14 protein-coding genes are annotated in these 17,293 nt (G+C 75.3%); 7 read left to right on the forward strand and 7 right to left on the reverse strand.

Annotation, left to right across the window (positions count from 1 at the left end):
• Positions 1–9 precede the first annotated feature (9 nt).
• The gene (gene ptsP / locus RSE42_RS07290; RefSeq protein ID WP_415298416.1) at positions 10–1,713 is read right to left on the reverse strand and encodes a phosphoenolpyruvate--protein phosphotransferase; all 1,704 of its coding nucleotides are present in this window, start codon (positions 1,711–1,713) and stop codon (positions 10–12) included.
• A 208-nt stretch (positions 1,714–1,921) separates the two neighbouring features.
• Between ptsP and RSE42_RS07295 the strand changes: the two genes are divergently transcribed.
• Positions 1,922–2,203, forward strand: coding sequence for a glucose PTS transporter subunit EIIB (locus RSE42_RS07295; protein WP_255181276.1), 282 nt, complete (start codon positions 1,922–1,924; stop codon positions 2,201–2,203).
• A 68-nt stretch (positions 2,204–2,271) separates the two neighbouring features.
• On the opposite strand, the gene RSE42_RS07300 is transcribed toward RSE42_RS07295, so the two are convergent.
• Complete coding sequence (locus tag RSE42_RS07300; RefSeq protein WP_415298417.1) at positions 2,272–3,390, reverse strand: mechanosensitive ion channel family protein; 1,119 nt, start codon at positions 3,388–3,390, stop codon at positions 2,272–2,274.
• A 90-nt stretch (positions 3,391–3,480) separates the two neighbouring features.
• Here RSE42_RS07300 and malQ point away from each other — a divergent pair, with 90 nt between their 5' ends.
• A complete protein-coding gene (malQ, locus tag RSE42_RS07305) occupies positions 3,481–5,658 on the forward strand; it encodes a 4-alpha-glucanotransferase (RefSeq protein WP_043658677.1) in 2,178 nt (725 codons plus the stop codon).
• Between the two features lie 177 nt (positions 5,659–5,835).
• Here the strand turns inward: malQ and pepN are convergent, their stop codons facing one another.
• Positions 5,836–8,415: an aminopeptidase N gene (gene pepN, locus RSE42_RS07310; RefSeq protein WP_415298418.1), complete on the reverse strand. Its 2,580-nt coding sequence runs from the start codon at positions 8,413–8,415 to the stop codon at positions 5,836–5,838.
• 207 nt (positions 8,416–8,622) lie between these two features.
• Between pepN and RSE42_RS07315 the strand changes: the two genes are divergently transcribed.
• Positions 8,623–9,267: a DsbA family protein gene (locus tag RSE42_RS07315; RefSeq protein ID WP_396051144.1), complete on the forward strand. Its 645-nt coding sequence runs from the start codon at positions 8,623–8,625 to the stop codon at positions 9,265–9,267.
• Between the two features lie 119 nt (positions 9,268–9,386).
• Here RSE42_RS07315 and RSE42_RS07320 read toward each other — a convergent pair whose 3' ends face one another.
• Positions 9,387–9,731 (reverse strand): hypothetical protein, encoded by a 345-nt coding sequence (locus tag RSE42_RS07320; protein ID WP_415298419.1) that lies wholly within the window; start codon positions 9,729–9,731, stop codon positions 9,387–9,389.
• Between RSE42_RS07320 and RSE42_RS07325 the strand changes: the two genes are divergently transcribed.
• Positions 9,718–10,659 carry a hypothetical protein gene (locus RSE42_RS07325; RefSeq protein ID WP_415298420.1) on the forward strand — a complete coding sequence of 314 codons (942 nt, stop codon included), beginning with the start codon at positions 9,718–9,720 and terminating at the stop codon, positions 10,657–10,659. The two genes, RSE42_RS07320 and RSE42_RS07325, sit on opposite strands and share 14 nt — an antisense overlap.
• A 69-nt stretch (positions 10,660–10,728) precedes the next feature.
• Here RSE42_RS07325 and RSE42_RS07330 read toward each other — a convergent pair whose 3' ends face one another.
• Positions 10,729–12,783, reverse strand: coding sequence for a M13 family metallopeptidase (locus tag RSE42_RS07330; protein ID WP_415298421.1), 2,055 nt, complete (start codon positions 12,781–12,783; stop codon positions 10,729–10,731).
• A 60-nt stretch (positions 12,784–12,843) separates the two neighbouring features.
• On the opposite strand from RSE42_RS07330, the gene RSE42_RS07335 reads away from it, so the two are divergent.
• Both RSE42_RS07335 and RSE42_RS07340 read left to right on the forward strand, forming a co-directional pair.
• Positions 12,844–13,305 (forward strand): ribose-5-phosphate isomerase, encoded by a 462-nt coding sequence (locus RSE42_RS07335; RefSeq protein WP_021482425.1) that lies wholly within the window; start codon positions 12,844–12,846, stop codon positions 13,303–13,305.
• A gap of 1 nt (position 13,306) precedes the next feature.
• On the forward strand, positions 13,307–14,314 hold the full coding sequence (locus RSE42_RS07340; protein WP_415298422.1) for an Fpg/Nei family DNA glycosylase: 1,008 nt from the start codon (positions 13,307–13,309) through the stop codon (positions 14,312–14,314).
• Positions 14,315–14,351: 37 nt separating this feature from the next.
• Here the strand turns inward: RSE42_RS07340 and eis are convergent, their stop codons facing one another.
• A complete protein-coding gene (eis, locus tag RSE42_RS07345; protein ID WP_415298424.1) occupies positions 14,352–15,692 on the reverse strand; it encodes an enhanced intracellular survival protein Eis in 1,341 nt (446 codons plus the stop codon).
• Between the two features lie 67 nt (positions 15,693–15,759).
• Between eis and RSE42_RS07350 the strand changes: the two genes are divergently transcribed.
• Complete coding sequence (locus RSE42_RS07350; protein WP_415298426.1) at positions 15,760–16,152, forward strand: MGMT family protein; 393 nt, start codon at positions 15,760–15,762, stop codon at positions 16,150–16,152.
• Between the two features lie 19 nt (positions 16,153–16,171).
• Here the strand turns inward: RSE42_RS07350 and RSE42_RS07355 are convergent, their stop codons facing one another.
• Positions 16,172–17,221: an LLM class F420-dependent oxidoreductase gene (locus RSE42_RS07355; RefSeq protein ID WP_085388153.1), complete on the reverse strand. Its 1,050-nt coding sequence runs from the start codon at positions 17,219–17,221 to the stop codon at positions 16,172–16,174.
• Positions 17,222–17,293 lie beyond the last annotated feature (72 nt).

Raw genomic sequence — 17,293 nt, forward strand, 5'->3', positions numbered from 1 at the left:
GGGCGCACGTCACAGCCCGAGCTCGGCGAGCACCGGCAGGTTCTCGCGCACGACGGCGCGCGCCTGGGCCGCGCTCTCCGCGTCGACCGCGAGGCGCGCGAGCCGTCGGCACTCGTCGACGTCGACCTCGCGCAGGAGCGCCGCGACGTCGGGGATGGCGCGCGCCGTCATGGACAGCGACGACACCCCGAGCCCGACGAGCACGACGGCGAGCACCGGCTGCGACGCCGCCTCGCCGCACACGCCCACGGGCCGGCCCTGCTGGGCCCCGCCCGCGCACGTCGCCTCGACGAGCCGGAGCACGGCGGGCTGCCACGGGTCGCTCAGCTCCGCGAGCGACCCGAGGAGGCGGTCCGCGGCCATCGTGTACTGCGTGAGGTCGTTGGTGCCGATCGACGCGAACGCCGCGCGCGCGAGGATCGGCCCGGAGAGCAGGGCGGCGCTCGGGACCTCGACCATGACGCCCGCCACCTCGAGGCCGTGCGCGCGGCAGCGCTCGACGAACCACTCGGTCTCCCCGACGGTCGAGACCATGGGCGCCATGACCCACACCTCGGCCTCCTCGGCCGCGGCCGCCTGCGCGATCGCGTCGAGCTGCTGCTCGAGCAGCTCCGGCCAGCGCGCGGCGGTGCGCAGCCCGCGCACGCCGAGCGCCGGGTTCTCCTCGTCGTCGACGGTGAGGAAGTGCAGCGGCTTGTCCGCGCCGGAGTCGAGGGTGCGGATCACGACCTTGCGCCCGCCGAACTCGCGGAAGACGGTGCGGTAGGCGGCGACCTGCTCCTCGACGGTCGGCGGCTGCTCGCGGTCGAGGAAGCAGAACTCGGAGCGGAACAGCCCGACGCCCTCGGCGCCGGACGCGGCCGCCGCCGCGGCGCCCGCCGGGTCGCCGACGTTCGCGAGGAGCTGCACCCGGTGCCCGTCGCGCGTGCGGCCCGTGCCGTCGAACGTGCGCACCTGCTGCGAGCGGGCCCGCGCCGCGGCCACCTGCTCGGGCGACGGGTGCACGACGACCGTCCCGGCCGCACCGTCGACCAGCACGACGTCCTCCGGGGCGAGCGCGGCACTCGCTCCCGTGGCCGCGACGACCGCGGGGATGCCCTTGGCGTTCGCGACGATCGCGGTGTGCGACGTCGGCCCGGCGCCGTCGGTGACGATCGCCAGCACGCGCGCGGGGTCGAGCGCGGCCGTGGCCGACGGCGCGAGGTCGTACGCGACGAGGACGAACGGCTCGGTGTGCTCGGGCACCCCGGGCGCGGGACGGTCGGTGAGGGCCGCGACGAGCCGGTCGCGGACGTCCGCGACGTCGCGGGCGCGCTCGGCGAAGTACCCGCCGAGCTCGGTGAACTGCCGCACGACCTCCTCCGCGGCCTCCCACACCGCGCGCTCGGGGACGAGGTGCTCGTCGAGCACGCGGCGCCGCGCGTCGGCCGCGAGCGTGGGGTCGGCCGCCATCGCCGCCGTCGCCTCGAGGACGTCGCGCGCGTCCCCGTCGGCGGCGTCGGCGGCGCGCTGGAGGTCGCCCGCGACCTGCTCCGCCGCGGCGTCGACGCGCCGCGCCTGCGCCTCGTGGTCCTCGCGCGGGCCCATGCGCAGCCCCGGTGCCGGCTCGTCGATCGCCTCCGGCATGAGCACCACCGGCCCGACGACCGTGCCGGGGCACACGCCGATGCCCGTGATGACCTGCCGTGCCTCGTCCTCGGTTCCGCCCGTCACGACCCTCGCTCCTCGTCCGCCTCGGGCGTGCGACCCGGGTGCCCGGGCCGGTGCGCACGCGTGCCCGTCACGGTCCGACCGCCAGGCCGCCGTGCACGTCCCTGTTGCGGGGGCGTTGCGGGGCCGCGTCGATCCGGTGACAACCTCGCCAGGAGACTAGGCTGTTCCCAGGTGCTCGGCACCCCGACACCCCGGATCCCCCGCGCGGATCCCCACCCGCGACTCGCCTCAGGAGACACTTTCGATGAGCACCCCCTCGGACCAGAAGGCACAGAACATCCTCGACGCCCTCGGGGGTCAGGGCAACGTGGTCGACCTCGAGCCGTGCATCACGCGCCTGCGCGTCGAGGTCACGGACCCCCAGCTCGTCGACGAGGCGCGCCTCAAGGCGACGGGCGCGTTCGGCGTCGTGCGCTCGGGCCGCGTCGTCCAGGTCATCGTCGGCCCGGAGGCCGACAACCTCGCCGCGGAGCTCGACGGCCTGCGCTGAGTCCCCCCGGGTCCCTCCGCACGGAGGGACCGGCGCCGTCGTGGTCGTGCCCGACGGCGCCGCGCGGCTCAGGACGCCGGGCCGCCCGCCGCGTCCTGCACCACGGTCGCCGCGGCGGCGCCGCGCCTCTCGCGGGCCGCCTGCGCGGACCGGTCGCCCGTGTCGTCGGGCCGCGCGTCGGTTCGGTCGTCGGGCAGCGACGGCGAGTGGTCGAGGACGACCACCTGCTGCGCCCCGGCCAGCGGGATGCGGGCGTCGGACAGCGCCTGCCGGACGCGCGAGCGCAGCGCGCGCGCCACCTCCCACTGCATCGCGGCCTGCGTCTTCACCTGCACCTTGAGCTGCAGCGCCTCGGCCGTCATGGCCTCGATGCCCGTGACCTCGGGCGGCTCGAGGAAGTACGTGCCGAGCACCGGGTCGCTCCCGACCTCCTCCGCGGCCGCGAGCAGCGCCGCGCGCACGGCCTCGACGTCGGCCCAGTACGCGACGCGCACGTCCACCACCGCGCGACCCCACTCCTGGGTCTTGTTGCCCGTCCGCAGGATCTCGCCGTTGCGGACGAACCACAGCGTGCCGTTGCCGTCGCGGACCTTCGTCACGCGCAGCGCGACCTCCTCGACGGTGCCCGTGACCTCGCCGAAGTCGACCGTGTCGCCCACGCCGTACTGGTCCTCGAGGAGCATGAACGTGCCCGAGAGGAAGTCCTTCACGAGGCTCTGCGCGCCGAAGCCCAGCGCGACGCCCGCGATGCCGGCCGACGCGAGGAACGGCGCGATGTTCACGCCGAGCTCGGTGAGGACCATGAGCACGATCGTCGCGCCGATGACGATGTTCGCGGTCGAGCGCAGCACCGAGCCCACGGTCCGCGCCCGCTGGGCCCGGCGGGCGCTCGCGAGCGGGTTCGCGCGCAGCAGCACCGTGCCGACCTCGGACCCGCCGAGGCCCTTGAGCCGCTTGCCGCGGAGCGTGGGCGTGCCCTCGGCGATGTGCTCGGAGACGCGGCGGATGAGCCGGCGCACGACCGCGAGGACGAGCGCGCCGATCACGACGATGAGCAGCACGCGCAACGGGAGGCCGACGAACCACTCGAACCAGTCGTCGGGGTTGCTCGGGTCGAACCCGTTCTTGAGCTCGTCGGTGACCGTCGCGGGCGCGCGCACGGCAGGAGCGAGAAGGGGGAGGGACATGCGGGCAGGGTACCCGTGGCGCATGAGAGCGCCCCGGGCACGCCGGGCGATCGTCCTGCTCGCAAGGCCCTGGTCTGGCAGGATGCAGGCGTGAGCGAACCCCCGCAGACGGACCTGCCCGAGCCGTTGGTGCAGCTGGCCGACGCCCACGGCGTCGCGTCCGACTTCTGGGACTTCGACGGGACGCGCCGCCAGGTCCGGGCCTCGACCCTCGTCGCCGTGCTGGAGGCCCTCGGCGTCCCCGCGTCGTCCCCGGAGAAGGTCGCCGTCAGCCTCGAGCACTCGCGCGACGACGCGTGGCGGCAGATGCTGCCCCCGACCGTCGTCGTCCGGCAGGGTGACGCCGTGCCGGTCCCCGTGCACGTGCAGGACGGCGCCGCCGTCGACGTCTGGGTCGAGCTCGAGGCCGAGCAGGGCCGCTCCGGCGTCGCCGGGCACCACGCCGCGCGCGCCCCCCGGGAGCGCCGCGACCTCGGCCAGCTCGACGTGTTCGTCGAGCCGCGCACCGTCGACGGCCGGCGCGTCGGCCGCGCGACGTTCGAGATCCCGGCCGACCTGCCCCTCGGGTGGCACGACCTGCACGCCGAGAGCGACGGCGCCCACGCGCGCGCGACGCTCGTCGTGACGCCGCAGCGGCTCGAGCTGCCCGCCGCCGTCGCGGAACGGCGCGCGTGGGGCTTCATGGCCCAGCTGTACTCGGTGCGCTCGCGCGCGTCGTGGGGCGTCGGCGACCTGGCCGACCTCGCCGACCTCGCCTGGCTCGCCGCGCACGAGGCCGGCGCGGACTTCGTCCTCGTCAACCCGCTGCACGCCGCAGAGCCGCGCACGCCGATGACGCCCTCGCCCTACCTCCCGACGAGCCGGCGCTTCGTCAACCCGCTGTACATCAGGGTCGAGGACATCCGCGAGACGGGGTACTTGTCCGCGGCCGACCGCTCGCTCGTCGAGTGGGCGTTCGACCCGGTGCGCGACCTCGACACCGACCCCGGGCCCATCGACCGCGACGCCGCGTGGGAGGCCAAGAAGGCGGCGCTGGAGGTCGTGTTCACCGCGCCCCGGTCCACCGCCCGGCAGGCGTCGCTCGACGCGTTCCGCGCCGAGCAGGGCAAGGGGCTCGAGGACTTCGCCACGTGGTGCGCGCTCGCCGACCACTACGGCGACCGGGACTGGCCGCCCGGCGCGTCCGACCCGAACGGCCCGACCGTCGCGGCGCTGCGCGAGCAGCTCGCCGACCGCGTCGAGTTCTACTGCTGGCTCCAGTGGGTCGCCGACGAGCAGCTCCGCGTCGCGCAGCGCACCGCGCGCGAGGCGGGGATGTCGGTGGGGATCATGCACGACCTCGCGGTCGGCGTGCACCCCGAGGGCGCCGACGTCTGGTCGCACCGTGGTGTGCTCGCCACCGGGGTGTCCGTCGGGGCGCCGCCGGACATGTACAACCAGCAGGGCCAGAACTGGTCCCAGCCGCCGTGGCACCCGCGGGCGCTCGCGCGGGCCGGGTACGCCCCGTACCGCGACATGCTGCGCACCGTCCTGCGGCACGCGGGGGCGATCCGGATCGACCACGTCATCGGCCTGTTCCGGCTGTGGTGGATCCCGGGCGGTGCGCGCGCCGACGCGGGCGCGTACGTCCGCTACGACCACGAGGCCCTCGTCGGCATCCTGTGCCTCGAGGCGCACCGCGCGGGCGCGATGGTCATCGGCGAGGACCTCGGCGTGTTCGAGCCCTGGGTGCGTGACTACCTCGCGGACCGCGGCGTCCTCGGCACGTCCGTCCTGTGGTTCGAGAAGACCGACGACGGCCGCCCGCTGCCCCCGGAGGACTACCGGCGCCTCGCGCTCGCGACCGTCACGACGCACGACCTGCCGCCCACGGCCGGGTACCTCGCGGGCGAGCACGTCGAGCTGCGGGACCGTCTGGGCGTGCTCACGGAGGACGTCGCCGACGTGCGGCGGGCCGCGCGCGCCGAGCGGGACGCGATGATCGCGTTCCTGCGCGAGCGCTCGCTCGTGGGCGAGGACCCGTCCGAGCGCGAGCTCGTCGAGGCCCTGCACCGCCTCGTCCGCAGCACCCCGGCGGTGCTGCTCGGCGTCTCGCTGGCCGACGCCGTGGGGGAGCGCCGCTCGCAGAACCAGCCGGGCACGGACCAGGAGTACCCGAACTGGAAGGTGCCCCTCGGCGACTCGTCGGGCAACCTCGTCCTGCTCGAGGACCTCTTCGACTCCGCCCGCCTGCGCTCGCTCGCCAAGGCGATGAACGACTCTCTCTGACCGGCGGAGCCGGCCGAGCAGGCCGTCCTGGCCCGTCCTGGCCGCCGCACGCGTCGGGATCGCCTGCTCGCGGCGCCGGTTCCGCCTGGTCGCGGACCCGCGCGGGACGACGAGCTCCGGGCCGCTCCGTCGGACGGAGCGACCCGGCGCGGTCGTGAGGGGTGCTGACCCGAGGGGTCAGGCGTCGGCGGCCTGGGCCGCGAGGGCGCGCTCGACGCCGGCGAGGTTCTCCACCACGAGCCGGCGCAGCGCGGGAGCGGCGTCGGCGTTGGCGTCGAGCCACTCCTGCGTCGCGTCGCGCAGGACCGTGCTCGCGAGCGGGGCCGGGTAGAGGCCCGTGACGAGCGCCTCGGCGATGTGGTACGACCGCTGGTCCCACAGGGGGAGCAGCGCGTCGAAGTACGCGCCGACGAGCGGGGCGAGCGACTCGGGGTCGTTGACGTGCTGGAACCCGAGCGTGGTGGCGCGGACGATCGCGTTGGGGGCGTCGTCCGAGCCGACGAGGCGGTCGAACGCGGCGCGCTTCGCCGCGGCGGTGGGCACCGTCGCGCGGGCCCGCGCGGCGGACTGCTGGCCCGTCGCGGTCGAGTCGGCGTCGAGCGTCGCCTCGATCTCGGCGTCGTCCGCGAGGTCGAGCAGGACGAGCCCCTCGAGGATCTCCCAGCGCAGGTCGGTATCGATCTCGAGCCCGTCGAGGGCAGCGGAGCCGTCGAGCAGCGACCGCAGCGCCTCGCCGTGCGCGGGCGTCGACGCGAGGTGCGCGAAGAACTTCACGAGCTGGAACTGCAGGTCCGAGCCGGGGGCCGCGTCCTGCGCGAGCGACCAGAGCACGTCGCCGACGTGCGCGAGCGTCTCCTCGCGGCGCTCCGGGGCCACGTACGTCTTCGCGGCGAGCGCGAGCTGGTTGAGGGTGGTGCGGATCGTCGTCGACTCGGTCTCGCGGGCGATGTTGCCCAGCACGAGGCGCACGTAGTCGCTCGCCGGCGTCTCGCCGTCGCGCGTCGCGTCCCACGCGGAGCCCCAGACGAGCGAGCGGGCCAGCGGGTCGGCGAGGTCCGCGAGGTGCTCGGTCGCGACCTGGAGGGACACGGGGTCGAGGCGGATCTTCGCGTACGCGAGGTCGTCGTCGTTGAGCAGGACGAGCTGCGGGCGGTCGAGGCCGAGCAGCTCGGGGATCTCGGTGCGCGGCCCGGCCACGTCGACCTCGGTGCGGTGCACGCGCGTGAGCACGCCGTCAACGAGGTCGTAGAAGCCGATCCCGAGCCGGTGCGGACGCAGCGTCGGGTGGTCGGCCGCCGCCGTCTGCACCACGGAGAACGTGGTGAAGCGGCCGTGGGCGTCGAGGTCGAACTCGGGCCGCAGGGTGTTCACGCCCGCGGTCTCGAGCCACAGCGCGGACCACTCGGTGAGGTCGCGGCCGCTTGTGGCCTCGAGCTCGACGAGCAGGTCGCGCAGCTCGGTGTTGCCCCACGCGTGCTTGCGGAAGTACGCCGCGACGCCGGCGAGGAACTGCTCCTTGCCGACCCACGCGACGAGCTGCTTGAGCACCGACGCGCCCTTGGCGTAGGTGATGCCGTCGAAGTTGACGAACACGTCCTCGAGGTCGTTGATCGTCGCGACGATGGGGTGCGTCGAGGGCAGCTGGTCCTGGCGGTAGGCCCAGGACTTCTCCATCGCGGCGAACGTCGTCCACGCCTCGCGCCACTCCGTCGCCTCGGCGGTCGCGAGCGTCGACGCGTACTCCGCGAACGACTCGTTGAGCCACAGGTCGTTCCACCACTTCATGGTCACGAGGTCGCCGAACCACATGTGCGCGAGCTCGTGGAGGATCGTCACGACGCGACGCTCCTTGACGGCGTCGGTGACCTTGGACCGGAAGACGTACGTCTCGGTGAACGTCACGCACCCGGCGTTCTCCATCGCGCCCATGTTGTACTCGGGCACGAAGAGCTGGTCGTACTTGTCGAACGGGTACGGGTGCTCGAACGCGGACTCGAAGAACGCGAAGCCCTCGCGCGTCTTGTCGAACACGTAGTCGGCGTCCATGTGGTCGGCGAGCGACGCGCGGCAGAAGACCCCGAGCGGGATCGTGCGGCCGTCGGACGACGTGAGCTCGCTGCGCTCCACGACGTACGGGCCTGCGACGAGCGCGGTGATGTACGACGAGATGCGCGGCGTCGGGTCGAACGCCCAGCGCGCGACCTCGACGTCGCCGGCGCCGGTGCCGGTCGGGTCGGCCTTCGTGCCGAGCGCCTCGGGCGCGGGCGTCGGCTGGTTGCTCACGACCTCCCACGCCGCGGGCGCGGTGACCGTGAACGCGAACGTCGCCTTGAGGTCGGGCTGCTCGAAGACGGCGAACACGCGCCGCGAGTCCGGGACCTCGAACTGCGTGTAGAGGTAGACCTCGCCGTCGACCGGGTCGACGAACCGGTGCAGGCCCTCGCCCGTGTTGGTGTACGCGCAGTCGGCGACGACGCGCAGCTCGTTGTCGGCCGCGAGGCCGTCGAGCGCGATGCGCGAGTCGGCGAACACCTGCGCCGGGTCGAGCGCACGGCCGTTGAGCACGACCTCGCGCACGGTCGGCGCGACGAGGTCGACGAACGTGCTCGCGCCCTCGGTCGCGGTGAACCGCACCACGGTCGTCGACGCGAACGTCGTCGCCCCCGTCGTGAGGTCGAGGTCGACCTCGTAGGACTGGACGTCGACGATCGCCGCGCGCTCGCTCGCCTCGGCGCGGGTGAGGTTCTCTCCGGGCACTGCATCTCCTCGGTCTCGTGGTCGGGCCGGTCGGCCTCGACGGCGGCCTGTGGGCCACGGACGATCATCCCACGCGTGCCCGCGCCCGCTCCCGGGAATACGCTGCGGTCGCGCGGTGTCGGAACGGGGTGGGGACGCCGTCGGCCCGGCCGCCGCGCCCCGGCGACCCGGACCCCGGGCGCGCCCGACGACGAAGGAGACCGCCCCGTGACGCTCACCGCGACGACCGACCCCACCGCGACCGAGGACGACCTGCGCGTCGCCGACTTCTGGTTCGACCCCGTGTGCCCGTGGGCGTGGATGACGAGCCGCTGGATGGGCGAGGTCGAGCAGGTGCGCGACGTCACCGTCCGCTGGCACGTGATGAGCCTCGCGGTGCTCAACGAGGGCCGGGACCTGCCCAAGGAGTACCGCGAGCTCATGGCGAAGGCGTGGGGCCCGGTGCGCGTGGTCACCGCCGCGCGCGTCGAGCACGGCGAGGACGTCGTCAAGCCCCTCTACGACGCGATCGGGACGCGCCTGCACCCGGACGGGCGGAACGACTACGACGCCGTGCTGCTCGAGGCGCTCGCGGAGGTGGGCCTGCCCGCGTCGCTCGCCGACGCCGCGGGCTCCGACGCCTACGACGAGCAACTGCGCGCGTCGCACGCCGAGGGCATCGGCCGCGTCGGCGAGGACGTCGGGACGCCCGTCGTCGCGTTCGGGGGGACGGCGTTCTTCGGCCCCGTGGTGACGCCCGCGCCGAAGGGCGAGGCCGCCGGGCGGCTGTGGGACGGGTGCGTCCTGGTCGCGAGCACGCCGGGCTTCTTCGAGCTCAAGCGCACGCGCACGCAGGGCCCGGTCTTCGACTGACGTCCGGCACGGCGCCGCCGTCGTGCGGACGCCGTGCGGACGTCGTGCAGACCGCGGGGGCGTGGGCGTCGTGGGGCTCCCGGGGTTCGACCGGTGCGGGTGGCTCGTGCCATGCTTCGTCAGTTCGCGGGCGGTTCCAGGAGCGCCCGCCGCCCGGTCGCGCCGGGCGAGACCGCCGAGGAAGCCCGCGAGGAGCCGAGCATGTCCCCGAACGCACCCGTGCCACCGCCGCCGCCGCCCCCCGGCGGCGTCCCGGGGGCCGCGGTCGGTCGTGACGACGCCCGGCCGACCACGGCGTTCGCCCCCGTGCCCGCGCACGCGACCTCGGGGCCGCCCTCCTTCGCCCCGACGAGCGGCCCGACGGCCCAGGCGCCGCGCGCGACGCCCGCGGACGGCCAGCCGACCGTCGTCGCGTCGGCGGCGTCCTTCCAGGCGACGACGGTCCAGCACGTGACGCCGATCACCCAGCTCCCGACGGCGGCGCAGCCCGCGGTCCCGGCGCCCTCGCCACTGGTGCCGCCGCAGCGCGTGCGCTACGCGACCGAGCAGAACGGGTTCGGCGTCGCGGCCCCGGTCGGGACCGCCGCGGGCCGTCCCGGCTACGCGCCGGGCGACACGGCGGCCGGTCACGCTGCGGCCGGTCCGTACGCGGGCGGTACCGCGGCGTACGAGCCGACCGCCCAGCCCGCCTACGCGGCCGCCACGCCGCCCGCGCAGCAGCCCGCCTACCACCCGCCGGCCTCGGCAGCCCCGGCCGCCGCCGCCCCGCGCGCCACGTCGGGAGGGACGGGCGCCCCGTCCGGCCCGTCGACCGGCCGGCGCGACCGGCGCGGCGGGGACGGCGGCGGTCGCGGCTCGAACCGGCTGGGCGCGGGGTGGATCGCGTTCATCGTCGTCGACGCGCTGCTCGTCCTCGGGGCGATCGTCTTCGCGATCTCGCTGCTCGGCGGGGGCGACGAGGAACCGCTCGGCGGGGCGTCGACGTCCCCGGCGGCGACCTCCACGGACGGTGCTGAGGAGCCGGCGCCGGCCGAGCCCACGGTGTCCGAGACGTTCGCGTCGGAGTCGCGGAACATCACGTGCGAGGTGACCGACGTCAGCGCGACGTGCGTGATCGCCCAGCTCGGCACGCAGCCCGCCCCGGTCGACGGGTGCGACGGCACGGTCGGCTACAAGGTCGTCCTGGACGCCGACGGCAGCGTCGACCAGCCGTGCGTGCCCGCGGCCGAGCAGCCGCAGCCCGCGCCGGGGGACACCGCGATCCTCGACTACGGCACCTCCAAGACGGTCGGCCCCTTCACGTGCGACAGCGCCGAGACCGGCATGACGTGCCGCGACGACGCCACGGGCAAGGGCTTCACGATCGCGCGCGCGGGCATCCGGACGCTCTGACCGGCCCGACCACCACGCAGGAGGGCCCGCGGCGGGACGACCCGCCGCGGGCCCTTCGTGCGTCCGGGGTCACCAGATGCGCACGCGCTCCTCGGGGGCGAGGTAGAGCGCGTCGCCCGGCTGCACGTCGTAGGCGTCGTAGAACTCGTCCACGTTGCGCACGACCCCGTTGCAGCGGAACTCGTTGGGCGAGTGCGGGTCCGTCGCGATGCGGCGCACGACCTCCTCGTCCCGGCCCTTCGACTGCCACACCTGGGCCCAGCCGAGGAACACGCGCTCGATGCCCGTGAGCCCGTCGACGACGGGCGCGTCCTCGAGGGGACGGCCGAGCGCGATGCGGTACGCCTTGAGCGCGATCGACAGGCCGCCGAGGTCGCCGATGTTCTCGCCGATGGTCAGCGCGCCGTTGACGTGCGGGCCGTCCTCGCCGAGCTGGGCGGGGCGGTACGCGTCGTACTGGGCGACGAGCGCCGTCGTGCGCTTCTCGAACTCCTCGCGGTCGCGCGCCGTCCACCAGTCCTCGAGGCGGCCCGCGCCGTCGTACTTGGAGCCCTGGTCGTCGAAGCCGTGACCGATCTCGTGGCCGATGACCGCGCCGATGCCGCCGTAGTTCACGGCGTCGTCGGCCTCGGGGTCGAAGAACGGGGGCTGCAGGATCGCGGCGGGGAAGACGATCTCGTTCATGCCCGGGTTGTAGTAGGCGTTGACCGTCTGGGGCGTCATGAACCACTCGTCGCGGTCGAGCGGGCGCCCGATCTTGCCGAGCTCGCGGTCCTGCTCGAACGCGTGGGCGCGGCGCACGTTGCCCACGAGGTCGTGCGCGTCGACGACGAGCGCCGAGTAGTCGCGCCACCGGACGGGGTAGCCGATCTTCGGCGTGAAGGCCTCGAGCTTGGCGAGCGCCTTCTCCTTCGTCTCGTCCGTCATCCAGTCGAGCGTGGTGATCGACTCGCGGTAGGCGGCCACGAGGGAGGCGACGAGCTCCTCCATGCGCGCCTTGTGCGCGGGCGGGAAGTGCCGCGCGACGTACTGCGCGCCGACGGCCTCGCCGAGCGCGCCCTCGACGACGGAGACGGCGCGCTTCCAGCGCTCGCGCACCTCCTGCGCGCCCGACAGCGTGCGCCCGTAGAAGTCGAAGTTCGCCTCGACGAGGTCCTCGGAGAGGTAGGGCGCCCGGGCGGTGACGAGGTGGTACACCATCCACAGCTTCCAGTCCTCGAGCGGCTCGCTCGCCCAGAGCTCGGCGAACCCGGCCGCGAAGTCCGGCTCGCGGACCACGACGTCGTCGAGCGAGCCCTGCGGCGCGCCGAGCGCGAGCACCCACGCGCGCCAGTCGAACCCGGGGGCCTCCTGGACGAGCGCGGCGAGCGTCCGCGGGTTGTAGGTGAGGTCGGCGTCGCGGTCGCGCACGACGTCCCAGTGCTTCGCGGCGAGCCTCGTCTCGAGCGCCATGATCCGCTCGGCGGCGTCCTCGGGCGTCGCGCCCCACGTCTCGGACGTGACGCCCGCGAGCGCGAGCATGCGCGCGACGTGCGGCACGTACTTCTCACGGACGGGGGCGTACTGGTCCTCGCGGTAGTACGCCTCGTCCGGCAGGCCGAGCCCGGACTGGTAGAGGTAGGCGACGTAGCGCTCGGGGTCCTTCGCGTCGTTGTCGACCCAGAAGCCGACGGCGCCCGCGCCGCCCGTGCGCTGGAGGGCGCCGAGCGCCCCGGTGAGCTCGGCCTGCGTCGTGGCGGACGCGATGAGCGCGAGGTCGGGCTGCAGGGGCGTGGTGCCGAGCGCCTCGATCCGCTCGGTGTCCATGAAGCTCGCGTAGAGGGCCCCGACCTTCGCCGCGTCCGGCCCGACGTCCGCGCCGCCCGCCGCGACCTGCTCCCCGAGGTCCGTGATGATCTCGCGGACGTGCACCTCGGCCTGGTCGTAGAGCGCCCGGAACGCGCCGTCCATCGCGCGGTCGGCGGGGATCTCGTGCGTCGCGAGCCAGCGGCCGTTGACGTGGCGGTACAGGTCGTCCTGCGGGCGGACCGCGGGGTCCAGCGCGTCGAGGTCGATGCCGGAGCGCGCCGCGTCGGCCGGGCCGGACGAGGACGGAGGCGTGGACGTCGGGGAGGTCTGTGTCATGCGTCTCAGGCTACGGCCTCACCCCGGCGGCGAGGGGGCCCGCTGGGGCATGATGAGCCCATGCGCGTTCACATCGCCGCGGACCACGCCGGCTACGAGCTCAAGACCCATCTCGTCGAGCACCTGGGGGCGGCGGGTCACGACGTCGTCGACCACGGTGCCCACACCTACGACGCGCAGGACGACTACCCGTCGTTCTGCTTCGCGGCGGGCGAGGCGGTGGCGGCGGAGCCCGGCTCGCTGGGCGTCGTCATCGGCGGCTCGGGCAACGGCGAGCAGATCGCGGCGAACAAGGTCGTCGGCGTGCGCGCGGCGCTCGCCTGGAACCTGGAGACCGCGCGCCTCGGGCGCCAGCACAACGACGCGAACGTCGTCGCGGTGGGCGCGCGCCAGCACTCGGTGGACGAGGCGGTCGCCCTCGTCGACGCGTTCCTCGCGGAGCCGTTCAGCGGCGACCCGCGCCACCAGCGCCGCATCGACCAGCTCGCGGCGTACGAGGCGGCGCGCGGCACCTCGGCCTGACGTGCCCGAGGGCCACACCGTCCACCGTCTCGCGCGCGCCTTCGGCGAGCTGTTCACGGGCGAGCCGCTCGCGGTGAGCAGCCCGCAGGGCCGGTTCGCCGCGGGAGCCGCCCTGCTCGACGGCCGCGTGCTCGTCGCGAGCGAGGCGTGGGGCAAGCAGATGTTCCTCGGCTTCGCCGGGCCGGGCGGCGCGTCCGACGACGTCCGCTGGCTCCGCGTGCACCTCGGCCTCTACGGGGCGTGGACGTTCGCGGGCGACGGCAGCACCGCCGTCGTGCACGCGATCGGCGCGCCCCGGCGCCGGATCGGCGAGCGCGAGACCGTCCCGGCGGGCCCGGGGGAGGTGCCCGGCGCGCCCGACGACGCCTGGTCGCCCCCGCCGCCGCGCGGCGCCGTGCGCGTCCGGCTCGTCGGCGCGCACGCGGTCGCGGACCTCACCGGCCCGACGGCGTGCGAGGTCGTCACGGACGACGAGAAGCGTGCGGTCGAGGACCGGCTCGGGCCGGACCCGATCCGCGACCCGGGCCCGGACGAGCCCGACCCGCGCGACGCGTTCGTCGCCGCGGTGCGGCGCTCGCGCAGCCCCGTCGGGCTGCTCCTCATGAACCAGGACGTCGTCGCGGGCGTGGGGAACATCTACCGCGCGGAGGCGCTGTTCCGGGCCGGGCTCGACCCGATGCGTCCCGGTCGCGACGTGCCCGCGGAGGACCTGCGGGCCCTGTGGGACGACCTCGTCGTGCTCATGCACGACGGCGCGCGCACGGGCGCGATCGTCACGACGCGCCCCGAGCACCGCGACGACGGCGCGGGCGAGGGCCCCGACGAGGCGGCGACCGGCCGGCGGCGCGTGCGGCAGAACACGGACGTCGCTCCCGACGCCGTGCCCGCGGACGAGGCGTTCTACGTGTACCACCGCGACGGGCTGCCGTGCCGGGTGTGCGGCACGCCGGTGCTCCTCAAGGAGCTCGCGGGGCGCAACCTCTTCTGGTGCGGCGTCTGCCAGACGTGACGGCGGGCGCACCCGGGACCCGGGTGCGCCCGCCCGGTCAGAACACCCAGCTGCACACCGGGGCGACGGGCCAGCCGAGCGCCGCGCTCGTGCGCGCGAGCGCGCCGGGGGAGTGCTCGGTGACGAGACCTGCCGCGCCGAGGGCCGCGAGCGACGTCCCGCCCAGGTAGGTCGCGCCGAGCTCGCGCACGTCGAGGGAGACGTCCGCCGCGTCGTCGGTCCGCTCGGCCGTCGCCGCGCCGAAGGCCTCCGCCCGCAGCCGCCAGCGTCCCGCGTTGTCGGGCAGGCGCTCGTCGGTCACGTGCAGCACGACGTCGACGTCCGCCGCGTACCGGCGCGCGGCGAGCGCGCCGGGCACGTCCACGACCCGCACCCAGAGGTTGTCCGCGAGGCGCGGCGACGCGGAGCGCGGGTCCACGAGCAGGCTCGTGACGACGTCGTCCACCGGCAGCATGAAGGGCGTCACCTCGTGCGTGAGGTCGAGGTCGGTGAGCACGCCCCACAGCGCGCGGGCGGCTGCGGCGTCGAGCGCGACGACCTCGCCCGTGCTCACCGGGCCGCGCGGGCCCGTGGCCTCCCACGAGAGCTTGCGGTGGAAGCGCGCGTACCCGCGCGGCTCGCCGTCGAGCTCGACGATCGCGATGCGCGTGGGCTCGCGGTCCTTGCGCCAGACCTTGGCGTCGTCCCAGAACGTCGCCTGGAGCTCGGGGGTCTCGCGCGTCGCCCACCCCGGACGGTTGAGACCGGCGCCCTGGCCCGTCGGGTCCGCGCCCGCGCGCTCGTGGATCGACGCGACGAGCTCGCCGTGCCGCGCGCGGTCCGCGCGCTCGATCCGGACGGTGTGCCGCTCCGCGCCCGGGACGTCGCGCAGCGCGACGCCGCGCGGGACGGTGAGGCGCACGTCGTCGGCCGCCTTGCCGTACCCGAACCGGCCGTAGATCGCGGCCTCCGCCGCGAAGAGCGCCGAGACCGGCTCGCCCCGCTCGCGGCACCGGGCGAGGTGCGTGTCGATCATCGCGCTGAGGATGCCGCGCCGCCGGTGCGCGGGGTGGACGCCCACCCAGGTGAGGCCCGCGACCGGCGCGGTCGCGCCGGGGACCGGGAAGCGCGCGAACGGGTACGACGCGTGCATCCCCACGAGCTCGCGCCGCACGGGGCGCGCGCCGTCGACGGGCGGCCTGTCCGCGTCCTCGCGCTCGACCGTCACGCCGAGCGCGCGCTCCCAGGTCAGCGGGAACGGGAGGTCGACGAGCTCGTCGACCTCGACGGGCGAGGGGAACGTGGTGGTGTCGAGGTCGAGCACGTCGCGCAGGTCGGCGGACGTGAGGGGGACGAGCTCGTAGCCGTCGGGGAGGCGTGCGGGTCGGTGGTCGCTCATGCCCCCGATCCTCCTGTCCCGGGCCGTGCTCGCGCCAGGACATTCGCGACGGATAGGGTCGGGCGCCATGGCACGACGCACCCCCGGAGGCGGCGGCGACGACGACCGCGCCGACCCGCGCGCGCTCGCGCAGGAGTACGCGACCGCGGTGCTCGACCTCGTGCGGCGCGTCCCGCCCGCACGGGCCATGACCTACGGGCTCGTCGCGGAGATCGTCGCGGAGTCGCTGGGGCGGGGCGGCCCGCGCCAGGTCGGGCAGGTGCTCGCCGGGTCGTCCGGGGTGGACGACGACGGCGCCCCGGTGCCGTGGTGGCGGATCGTCAACGCGGCGGGGTCGCCGCCCGCGCACCACCTCGACGCGGCGCTCGCGGAGCTCCGCGCCGAGGGGTGCCCGCTGTCGCGCGACGGGCGTCGCGTGGACCTGCGCCGGGCCGTGTGGTTCCCCGGCGCCGACGACTGACCGCGCGGCGCCGGGCCGGTCAGCCCGGGGTCGGTGCCGCGAGGAGCGGGGCGAGCGTCTGCACGGCCGTCGCGTCGCCCTGGACGAGGAGCGTCGTCACCGCCGTCTCGCGCCACGCCGCGAGGTCGCGCGCGATCTTCTCGGGCGGGCCGACGAGCGCGACGTCCTCGACCATCGCCGTCGGGACGGCGGCGGCCGCGAGGTCCTTGCGTCCCGCGAGGTAGTGCGCCTGGATCTCGTCGCACGCCTCGGCATACCCGAGGCGGTCGAGCGCGTCGCGGTGGAAGTTCGCCCCCTTGGCGCCCATCCCGCCGACGTACAGCGCGAGGAACGGGCGCACCTGGTCCGCGGCCTGCTCGACGTGCTCGCGCACGACGACGGGGACGGTCGCGCTCACCTCGAACGCGGACTCGGGCGAGCGCTCCGGCGCGCGGCGCGCGAAGCCGTCCGCGAGGAGCTCGCGGAACGTCGCGTCCATGCGCGGCGAGTAGAACAGCGGGAGCCACCCGTCCGCGATCTCGGCGGCGAGCGCGATGTTCTTCGGCCCCTCGGCCGCCAGGTGGATCGGGAGGTCGGCGCGCAGCGGGTGGACGGTCGAGCGCAGCGGCTTGCCCAGCCCCGTCCCGACGCCGTCGGGCAGGGGGAGGGGGTAGTGCGGGCCGGACGACGTCACGGGCGCCTCCCGGCGCAGGACGTCGCGCACCACCTGCACGTACTCGCGGGTCCGTGCGAGCGGCCTCGCGTACGGCTGGCCGTACCAGCCCTCGACCACCTGGGGCCCGGAGACGCCGAGGCCGAGGACGAACCGGCCTCCCGAGAGGTGGTCCATCGTCAGCGCGGCCATCGCCGTCGCGGTCGGGGTGCGTGCGGAGACCTGCGCGACGGCGGTCCCGAGGCGGATGCGGGTCGTGCGCGAGCCCCACCACGCCAGTGGCGTGAACGCGTCGGAGCCGTAGGCTTCCGCCGTCCAGACCGAGTCGACGCCGAGGCGGTCGGCCGCGACGACCGCGTCCTGGATGCCGTCGGGGGGACCGGCGGACCAGTAGCCGGTGTGGATGCCGAGGCGCATGCGCGCTCCTCCTCGTCGAGGGTCGTGGTGCCGGGACCGGCTGCCACGGACGGGCGGCTGCGGCCGGCGGTG

The organism is Cellulosimicrobium sp. SJTW-1, assembly GCF_047716875.1.
GTDB lineage: Bacteria > Actinomycetota > Actinomycetes > Actinomycetales > Cellulomonadaceae > Cellulosimicrobium > Cellulosimicrobium funkei.